The organism is Marinilabiliales bacterium (assembly GCA_007695015.1).
Lineage (GTDB): Bacteria > Bacteroidota > Bacteroidia > Bacteroidales > PUMT01 > PXAP01.
Map to the genome: position 1 here is coordinate 67313 of REEN01000060.1, position 9463 is coordinate 76775.

The 9463-nt window shown below is 48.7% G+C and carries 9 protein-coding genes; 5 read left to right on the plus strand and 4 right to left on the minus strand.

Features of this window, described 5'->3' with window-relative positions; genetic code table 11:
• Positions 1-27: 27 nt before the first annotated feature.
• Positions 28-612 (minus strand): N-acetyltransferase, encoded by a 585-nt coding sequence (locus EA408_08035; protein ID TVR72011.1) that lies wholly within the window; start codon positions 610-612, stop codon positions 28-30.
• Positions 609-1748, minus strand: a complete 1140-nt coding sequence (locus tag EA408_08040) for a DegT/DnrJ/EryC1/StrS family aminotransferase (GenBank protein TVR72012.1) — start codon at positions 1746-1748, stop codon at positions 609-611. The genes EA408_08035 and EA408_08040 overlap by 4 nt, the downstream gene beginning before the upstream one ends.
• 132 nt (positions 1749-1880) lie before the next feature.
• On the opposite strand from EA408_08040, the gene EA408_08045 reads away from it, so the two are divergent.
• Positions 1881-3122: a hypothetical protein gene (locus EA408_08045; protein ID TVR72013.1), complete on the plus strand. Its 1242-nt coding sequence runs from the start codon at positions 1881-1883 to the stop codon at positions 3120-3122.
• Between the two features lie 239 nt (positions 3123-3361).
• On the opposite strand, the gene EA408_08050 is transcribed toward EA408_08045, so the two are convergent.
• Together EA408_08050 and EA408_08055 are read right to left on the minus strand one after the other, a co-directional pair.
• Positions 3362-4054, minus strand: a complete 693-nt coding sequence (locus EA408_08050; protein ID TVR72014.1) for a nucleotidyl transferase AbiEii/AbiGii toxin family protein — start codon at positions 4052-4054, stop codon at positions 3362-3364.
• 12 nt (positions 4055-4066) lie between these two features.
• The gene (locus EA408_08055) at positions 4067-4654 is read right to left on the minus strand and encodes a hypothetical protein (protein ID TVR72015.1); all 588 of its coding nucleotides are present in this window, start codon (positions 4652-4654) and stop codon (positions 4067-4069) included.
• A gap of 296 nt (positions 4655-4950) precedes the next feature.
• Between EA408_08055 and EA408_08060 the strand changes: the two genes are divergently transcribed.
• From EA408_08060 to EA408_08075, 4 genes are all read left to right on the plus strand, one after another.
• The gene (locus tag EA408_08060) at positions 4951-7029 is read left to right on the plus strand and encodes a hypothetical protein (GenBank protein ID TVR72016.1); all 2079 of its coding nucleotides are present in this window, start codon (positions 4951-4953) and stop codon (positions 7027-7029) included.
• Entirely contained in the window at positions 6944-7690 is a 747-nt protein-coding gene (locus EA408_08065) for a DNA-binding response regulator (GenBank protein ID TVR72017.1), read from the plus strand. Before EA408_08060 ends, EA408_08065 begins: the two co-directional genes overlap by 86 nt.
• 451 nt (positions 7691-8141) lie before the next feature.
• A complete protein-coding gene (locus tag EA408_08070) occupies positions 8142-8327 on the plus strand; it encodes a hypothetical protein (GenBank protein TVR72018.1) in 186 nt (61 codons plus the stop codon).
• Positions 8328-8762: 435 nt separating this feature from the next.
• The coding region (locus EA408_08075) for a hypothetical protein (GenBank protein ID TVR72019.1) at positions 8763-9463 on the plus strand (701 nt) is incomplete at its 3' end.

The following is a 9463-nucleotide window of genomic DNA, read 5'->3' on the forward strand; positions in this document are numbered from 1 at the left end:
CAAGCAGCTTTACAAAGCCTGATCTTATCATTCCAGCTTTTTCACTTCCCCGTTTTCCAGCCTGTACTTCTCTCCCCCTTCAGGGCATGTTGCAAAGCCCTCTTTGTCAAAATCGAGCCTGTGGCCATACTCACTCATCCATCCTGTCTGCCGCGCCGGGTTTCCCACGACAAGGGCATATGGCCTGACCTCTTTGGTTATCACTGCGCCTGCGCCTATAAAGGCGTATCGGCCTATATTGTTTCCGCAGATAATGGTGGCGTTGGCGCCAATGCTTGCCCCCCTTCCCACCAGAGTTTTGACGTACTGCTCTTTTCTCACAACGGCGCTCCTGGGGTTCACAATGTTGGTAAACACCATGGAGGGCCCCAGGAAGACATCATCCTCACATATCACCCCTGTATATATCGATACATTGTTCTGCACTTTCACGTTACGTCCCAGAACCACACCGGGCGAAACCACCACGTTCTGCCCCAGGTTGCAGTTCTCGCCAATGGTGCAGCCGGGCATGATATGCGAAAAGTGCCATATCCGTGTACCCTTTCCAATCTTGCAACCCTCGTCAATTACGGCTGTTTCGTGAGCCTGGTAACCCTTATCTTCGCTCATTCTGGATTGTTTTTGAAAAAGTCGTGAACAGCTGCGCAGATGTACTCCATCTGATCCTGTTTCAGCTCCGTGTGCATGGGAAGGGAGAGGACTGTTGAGCAAAGCTCTTCTGCAACCGGGAAGTCGCCTTCCTGGTAGCCGTACCCTGAGTAACCCTTCTGAAGATGCATCGGCAGGGGATAGTATATCATGGTCGGAATGTCGCGTTTGCCCAGGAATTCACGCAGTTTGTCCCTGTAACGGGCCGGAGTCCTTACCGTGTAGGCGTGGAATATGTGGGTGGACTGCCTGAGCCTTTTCGGGAGGATCAGGTTGCCAATGTCGCCGAGCGCCCTGTCATAATAACCGGCAGCCTCTGTTCTTGCCTCATTGAATTTGTCAAGGTACTTAAGCTTCACATCGAGAATTGCCGCCTGCAGGGTGTCGAGCCTCGAGTTGACCCCCACCATGTCGTGGTAGTATTTGACCGTTGATCCGTGGTGGGTTATGGCCTTCATCTTTGCCGCAAGCTCGGGAGTGTTGGTCAGGATCGCACCCCCGTCACCGAAGCAACCGAGGTTCTTGGAGGGGAAGAAGCTGGTGCAGCCTATATGACCTATTGTTCCGGCTTTCTTTACCAGTCCGTTTTCAAAAGTGTATTCGCTGCCGAGCGACTGTGCTGCATCTTCAATTACATATATATTATGTTTGCCGGCTATCTCCATTATCGCGTCCATGTTGGCACACTGCCCGTAAAGGTGTACCGGCAGTATGACCTTCGTCTTCCGGGTGACGGCCTTTTCGATGGCCCTTGCATCGATGTTGAAGCAACGGGGGCAGACATCGGCAAAAACCGGTTTTAGTCCGAGTAAAGCTATGGCTTCAACAGTGGCAATAAAGGTGAAGGGTGTGGTGATCACCTCATCGCCCGGCTTCAGGTCGAGCGCCATAAGCGCTATCTGGAGGGCGTCGGTGCCGTTGCCGCATGTCACCGCATGTCCGGCATTTAGATAAGACTGCAGGTTTTCACGGAAGGAACTGACCTCGGGGCCGTTGATAAAGGCTCCCGATTCTATCACCTGGTTCATTGCCCTGTCGATCTCACTTTTTAACCGCCGGTACTGACCGGGAAGATCGACCATAACTATCTTTTCCATGCTTAACGCCTGTATTTTAGGGGTTTTGTTCGGCAGGAAGCAAAGTTAAAAAAAATAGGAGATGTAGGGGCATTATCATGGAATAATTCTTTACTTTTGTGATAAAGATCACCTGTAATAAATATCCGGACTTTGGAAATTGTAAAACATATCAAAGATCTGCTCTACCATCATGATTGTGTGGTGGTGCCGGGATTCGGCGGGTTTGTGACCAACGAACGGTCGGCACATATCGACAGGGCTGCCAACAGCTTTCATCCCCCGGCCAGGGAGGTGGGGTTCAATGCAAGGCTTGACCATAATGACGGACTGCTTATCAGTTACCTGTCCGCCCGCCTCTCTCTGAATTACGTCGATGCCAGGTCGCTGGTTGAAAAGTTTGCCGCCGATGTGAACCGGAAGATTAAAGAGGGCCGGGTCGTCAATTTTGACGGTATTGGCCAGTTCTCGGTAACGAGGCAGGGTTCACTGCAGTTTGACCCCGATCCATCAGCCAATTTCCTGACCGATGCCTACGGCCTCTCATTCTTCAGGTGCCCGGCACTTGAAACCACCCGGAAATCAAAGAAGGAGCGCAGGAAAGCAGACCCCGCCGGCGAGCGCCGCATCATGCCGCGCACCCGCAGGCTTCTGAAATATGCCGCCGTAGGTATACCTCTCATTGCAGCATTGACCTGGGGTGCCATGAACAGTGATGTTATGAGGGAGTTCAGCTTTGACCTCTCTTCAATAAACCCGTTCTCAGCAGTTGTTGATTCAGGCATAAGGCAGGTTCCCGCCGATGGGGAGGGAATAATTGACACCGGACCGGTTGAAGAGCCGGCTGCCGCTGTTACAACCCAGCGCAATGCACTGATGTACGAAGAGCCTGCCCGGGACGCAATTGATGCAGCCGCCGGCCCGGAATTTGCACCCCCTGCTGATGAGGTAGCATCACGCGATGCGGTTTATGAAGCGGAAGCCAGACCGGCACCCGCTGAAACCGTTTCACCCCCTGAAACTTCTCCGGCGCGAACCGAAGCCACTCCATCGCCCGCTGCAGCATCGCAGGCGTTAGCTGAGGCCACCCGGCCCGCTGTTGAAACCACCCGGCCCGCTGTTGAAACCACCCGGCCTTCCGTTGAAACCACGCGGCCTGCCACCAATGGCAGAACCCATCACCTTGTTGCAGGCAGCTTCAGGAACCGGCAGAACGCCCTTACGCTGAGCGAAAAGTTTTCCCATGACGGTTACCGCACCGAAGTACTTGATGCCGGAAACGGGCTTTACCGGGTATCTGTCTACTCCACCGCTAATCCCGATGAGGCACTTGTAATGATGAGGCAACTCAGGCGGATCGGCGGACTTGAGGATGTGTGGATGCTGAGCAGGTAATACTTGTTGTACAAAATTGTTAGTCAGGCTGTCCGTTCCCGGGCAGCCTTTTTTGTGTGTGCCATGCATGTTCTTTCCCTATAGTGTTCAAGGCCCGAGCGAACAATCCCCAGTGGGGCAGGAGTGAGGGTTACGGCTGCAACCGCGACCCCTTCAAAGGCGGGGAGAGTTATGGGTAGTCACTGGTATAATAATCGGGCCAATTCATAGTCGAAAAATCTGAAATTGGGGGTTATAAATCATATCGGAAATTGCCTGTATGTTTTAAGCAGGCTTATGGTTTCTGCCTTTAGTTTGGTTCTGACAAATTTTTTGATTTCCTCATCCATAAGTTCACCAAGACCGCTGAGTATCCGTTTTTCATTAACTTGTTCTATCCTGTCAATACACTGTTGTAAGTATGCGTGTAAATCTGTTTTCATGCGATCTTCAATAATCTTTTGGTTCAGTGGGGTACGGCGCTTCATGAGGAACCAGCAGTCAAAAATATCCCGGTTTGCAATCATTTTCCTGTCAGTCAGGGCACAAAGTTTATGCGAGAACATATCGGGAAGCTGCATCACCTGCATGGGTATGCCCAGGTAGTTCTTTACTTCATAGCTGTCATTTACCAGCCTGCCGGATATTTCAATCTTAAGATTGTGCTCACCCGGACCGTAATCCAAAACGATAATCATTCCGAAATGCTTTATTGCCTCGTCCTTTATTTTTCCATAACCGGCAGCAATGTCAAGCGTTCTATTGAAAACCTCAGTCGACCTGGAGGGGTTCAGTAAATTGAAATCCAAATCAATGGAGTATCGTGGAAGGTCATAAAACAGCATCAGGGCAGTTCCACCTTTGAAACCGAGATTATTACCCAGGATTATGTCGGAGTATATGCTTTTTAAAAGCTGTACGATAAAAAACCTGTGTTTGTTTATATCAACCATACGGTTAATGCTTTAAAAATTATTTACATGTTGAAGGTCCAGGATTTTTTCAACGCGCATCTGCAACTTTTTTGACCTGTAAACAGGTAAAAGTTCTATTATCTTATGTTTATCAACTCCCGTGATTACATCAAAATAATACTCTTTGTTCAGGTAAAGCATATCAAGCAGGGCTCTTTCAGTTGATGCTATGTTGATACCGGTATCCTGGCGGATGATACCTGCCGGATTAACAAGAATGTTGTTTTTTATTTTGTGGTAACTTATGGTGTATTTGTCTGCCACTATGGTCCGGCTGAGATAACTTAATGCCGTCAGCTTTTCGCTGTACTGGAAAATCACACCAACTTTCTGCAGTACATATTCAAGCGAAAGATAGGCGGGTGTGTATATCTTGCAGGCCAACTCCTCAGCACTGTAACCCTCTTTAGCGTAAATGCCCCGCCGAACGTTGATTATCGCGTTTGTTTTCACGTAATAATTGATCTTTTGCCGCAGGCGTGAAGCATCCGTTTCATTCAGCAGCATGGCAATCTCCTGGAAATTGAAAACGCTTCGATTGTCTTTATAAATTTCTTTTATAAAATCTTTTTTCTTCATATGTGAACCATAGATATGACTAATTCTCACATTTGGTTTACAAAAATATAATTTTTTTCTATTAATTCAGCTAATTTATTATAACAAATCCCGATGAGTCGCTGGTCATGATGAGGCAGCTCAGGCGAATTGGCTGACTGAGGGATGTGTGGATGCTGAGCAGGTAAGGGTTTTTATATCGTATTGTTAATGAGGTTGTCATAAAAGGGCAGCCTTTTTTGCATATTATTAATTGTCATTGCATCCGTGCAAAGATTTTTTTGTAATTTGCTTGATATTAGCCGGGCAAAAAAAAAATGTGCAGTTTCAGAGGTATTGATATAGGGACCCTGAGACCAATAGTCTTCTTTTATTTAATCATTGGTTTTCTGATATTTAGAGCGTCATTGACAATATCTGCAGGGCGAGATGTTGTTGATTCCCTTATGGCTGAACTGCAAAGACCCTATCACGACACTGTTAAGTTCGAGCTTCTTCTTGAGATAGGCGACCATTTTTATTTCAACGACCCTGAAACGGCGTTGGATTATTTCATTGAGGCCAGGGAGCTGGCTGAAATGAATCTTGAAATGCCGGACGGGCCTTTTGAGAGGAAATTTACTCAGCAAAAGGCCAAGGCCATCCGTTATATTGCTTATGTTTATACAAACTGGGGCGACTATGTCACTGCCCTGGAAATGTACTTCTTGGCCCTGAATATAGGATATGAAATAGGCTGCAGCCTCAATATCTACAATTCTTACAATAACATCGCGATCATCAACCACAAGCGGAAGGACTTCAACGTGGCCCGTGAATATTACGAGCGCGCCCTTGAGATTACTGAAAGTGCAGGTAACGATGTTGGAAGCGTCAAGCTTTACAATAACCTGGGGGTATTGTATTACGATCTGGGTAACGAGGCCGTTGACATCCCCGAAAGGGAAATTCACTATGACACGGCACTTGTAATGTTCACGCGAACGCTCCGGCTGAGGCAGGAGCTGGGTGACCGGTGGGGGCAGGCGCTTTGCTATAATAACCTGGGCAACCTGACAAGGGATGCTTCACGAATTGCCGGAGATGGGGCGGCAGTCGTCCGGGGAATTGGCAGGGCTGAGGAATATTACCGGAGGGCGCTTGAGATTGCCATAGAGGTAAATGATATGCTTACCGAGTCAAAGGCTCAGGGTAATCTTTCTGAATTGTTTCTTATGAGATACGATCTTGAGGGGTTGCCTGCGGCGGAAAGGAGTGCACTTGCCGGGAGCGCGGTACATTATGCTGATGAAGCATACCGCCTGGCTGAAGAGCTGAACTCACTGGATCAGCAGCATGTCGCTGCAATGCTGGCCAGGAATGCATATGCAAGGACCGGCAACACCGCGATGGCATTGCATTATGCCGACAGGTACATTGAATTGAGTGAAAGGGTATTTTCAGAGGAGAAAACAGCTTCGCTCAACGATATGCGGGTAAGGTATGAATCTGAAAAGAAAGAGAATGAAATAAGTCTGCTGAGCCAGGAAAACGAGCTTGCCAGGATTCGTATTGAAAATGCAAGGATGGGGAGGATCTTTCTTATTGTCATCGCCCTGTCGTTCCTGTTGTTGTCGGCGCTTCTCCTCCGGCTCTATTACAACAGGAAGCGGACTTCCAGGCTGCTGGAAGAGAAGAACCGTGAACTGGCTGAGCTCAACTCAACCAAGGACAAGTTCATATCAATTCTGGCCCATGACCTGAAGAATCCATTCTCTGCTTTCTTGAACATTACATCGGCCCTGGAGCGCGGTTTTGACAGCATTGATGAGGAAGAGAGAAAGGAGTGGATTGAACAATTGCAGCAGTCCGCCCTGCAGCTTAACAACCTTCTGAAAAACATGCTGGAATGGGCGTTGCTGAAACATGATACGGCGAAAACCGGGGTGGAGACCCTGGATCTTGCCAGTGTTGCAGGAGAGGCCGTGGCAGCTCTTTACTGTTTCATCGGCGAGCACCGTTCCGAAGTTGTAAACGAGATACCTGCTGATACCAGGGTGCGTGCCAACAGGACCTATCTTTGCTCTTTAATAAACAATTTGGTTACCAACGCGGTGAAATTTTCAGGTAACGGCCATCCCGTTACCATCAGGGCCTCTTCAAACGGTAACCGCGTGATGGTTACCGTTGAAGACAGGGGGTTGGGTATCGCGCCCGAGGATGTAACCAAGCTTTTCCGCATTGATGTTGACGCACGGGCCATAGGCAATCCTGAAGGCAAGGGCACCGGCATGGGGCTGATCATCTGCCGGGAGCTTGTCGAGAGGATGGATGGTGAGATATGGGCTGAGAGCGAGCCGGGCAGGGGGTCGAGGTTCATTTTCACTTTACCTTCCGGGGAAGTTAGCTTGTCGTGAAAACTGTAATGATATGATAGAAATAGTAATAGTTGATGACCACCAGATCGTGCGTGACGGGATAAAGGCAATGTTTTTTGACTGCGACCGGGTTAAGGTGACCGGCGAGGCGGCCGGATACGATGAGCTGATGCAGTTGCTCAGGCAGGATATTCCCGACGTTGTAGTGCTTGACATATCGCTGCCGGGCAAATCGGGCGTTGAGATTGCCGGCGAGCTACGACAAAAGCATGAGAAGGTCGGGATACTGATGCTGTCAGCAAATACAGATGAGGAAAATATAATTGAGTCGATACGTGCCGGCGCTGACGGCTTCCTTCCCAAGGACACCTCGCGGGAGGAGCTTACCGAGGCAATTTCCCTGGTTAACAGAGGTGAGGAGTATTTCGGGGCTAACCTTTCGAAGATCATATACAAAAGCTATACCCATCACGTGAAGGCAGCCCGGGACGATACCGGTCCGCCCTGCCTGTCGGACAGGGAAAAGGAGACACTGAAATGCCTGGCTGACGGACTTTGCAGCAAGGAGATAGCCGATAAGCTGAATATAAGCACCCGCACCGTAGAGTTCCACAAAGCCAAAATTCTCGAAAAGCTGGATCTCCGCACCACGGCCGACCTGGTGAAGTACGCTATAAAGCAGGGTATAGTGAAGCTTTAGAACCGCGGTCCTTCCGAACCTACCCGCCCGATGCAAACATCCCGCCGGCAACAGATGATGTTGTGATTGAGGTTGTATCCCTGGGGGGTAAATTTTTGCCTTTCGGCGGAAAAAGTTGCGGGAATTACCAGTCCTACTTTTGAGATATTGCGGAATTTACTAGTCCTTTCCGTCAGAAATTGCGGGATTTACCAGTAGCAAAACTGGTAGTTTTACGAGTTGACAACGCCTGCTGCCCACCTTAAATTTACTATTAATTATACATGTTGTTTTGTCTGCCGAAGGCTGATGCGGGTTTCATCCGCTTTTAACTGGCAAAGCGATTGACATCCCGAACCGTATGGCCGGGAACAATAAGTTTTATTTGGTACTTCGGGGTTCTGCCCCGGGGTAGCTTATTTATCCGAGAAGAGTGAGCGACACTGAACAGCAAACCAGACGATGGATCTCGATGGCGGAGAGGCTTCTTGAAGACCGCCAGGTGGACGTGTGCCTTGAATTGTGTGACGAGGTTGAGATGCTGATCAATGAGAAAAAGAGCCCGGCAACAGGTGTTGACAAGCAGAGCCTGGAGAAGGTGCAAACCATCAGGCGCAGACTTAACGCCATAATGGTCAGGGAGGTGCGGGGCAGCTAGGTGGCTTGTCTGGATCACAGGGGTAAGCCGGATTTGCAGGATTGCTGCCTTTAGCAGCGACGGTTTGGTAAGATCGCTACTGCGATTGAAAAATGGCATTTGTGCCAAATGGACAAAGAATATAAAGTATTCAAGGGTGGAGTTAAGCCAAATTGGCCACTTTGAATAGCTTTTATTCAAATAACCGGGTGAACCCCGGCACTAAAATTTCAATTTGGATATTTAAGAATAATTAAAAACATCAACTTATGGAAAAGGAAAAAAGCAATGAGATCAAAGATAATCGATTGATTATCGATTCTTATGAACCACCTGCTATTGAAGTGGTGGAGGTTTCCATTGAAAAAGGTTTTGCCAACTCGGCTGAGGATTGGAATAAAGACTGGTGGTAATTCACAGGGGGAGATAAAAAAATCTAAAATTAAAAATTAGCTTATGAAAAAGATTACAAAAACCAGATTTGCATTGATAATTTCAATGTTTTTTATGATAGCGGTCATTTCGTGTGAAAAGGAGGAGCCTGCTGTCGAGCAGGATGACCTCTCTGCTGAAGCTGACCAGGAATTGTCCGGGACACTGATACGTGTAACGGGCCATACTTCCGGCGGCGGCACGACCAAGACCACCCTGGAAGGGCTGGAAACTCATTGGATTGCAGATACAGACAAGGTGGGTATCTACTCTCCCGAGGCACTCCCGCCTGCTAAAGGAGAAACGGGTGTTAAAAATGCTGAGTTTACAGCACAGACCAGCGGCAAGAGCTCTGAATTTGAAGGTAATATTTACTGGGGCTTTGGTCTTCACGATTTTTATGCTTATTATCCTTATGATGGAGGAAATGATTCCGAACCGGCCACCGCAGTGTCAATTTCCCTTGCCTCTGAGCAGACCCAGTCCGGGGGAGACGACAGCGACCATATCGGCGCGCTGGACTTTTTGGTAGCCACTCCGGTGACAGGGGTAAGCCCGCCGGTGGAGCCGGATAAGGTAACTGGGGTTAATTTTCGTTACAACCATGTTTTCACCCTTTTGGAGTTTAAGATAACAGGCACCGGCACCCTGACAAAGGTGAAGCTCTCGGGTCCGGGCACCCTTGCTTTTGGCGATGGCACTATTGATATAACCCAGGGCACTCC

What these genes read in the sequence shown, in the direction of transcription:
- EA408_08065 (TVR72017.1), top strand. Translation starts at nt 6,944, where the DNA reads ATGGTGAGATATGGGCTGAGAGCGAGCCGGGCAGGGGGTCGAGGTTCA.
- EA408_08050 (TVR72014.1), bottom strand. Translation starts at nt 4,054, where the DNA reads ATGGTTGATATAAACAAACACAGGTTTTTTATCGTACAGCTTTTAAAA.
- EA408_08055 (TVR72015.1), bottom strand. Translation starts at nt 4,654, where the DNA reads ATGAAGAAAAAAGATTTTATAAAAGAAATTTATAAAGACAATCGAAGC.
- EA408_08035 (TVR72011.1), bottom strand. Translation starts at nt 612, where the DNA reads ATGAGCGAAGATAAGGGTTACCAGGCTCACGAAACAGCCGTAATTGAC.
- EA408_08060 (TVR72016.1), top strand. Translation starts at nt 4,951, where the DNA reads ATGTGCAGTTTCAGAGGTATTGATATAGGGACCCTGAGACCAATAGTC.
- EA408_08070 (TVR72018.1), top strand. Translation starts at nt 8,142, where the DNA reads ATGGCGGAGAGGCTTCTTGAAGACCGCCAGGTGGACGTGTGCCTTGAA.
- EA408_08040 (TVR72012.1), bottom strand. Translation starts at nt 1,748, where the DNA reads ATGGAAAAGATAGTTATGGTCGATCTTCCCGGTCAGTACCGGCGGTTA.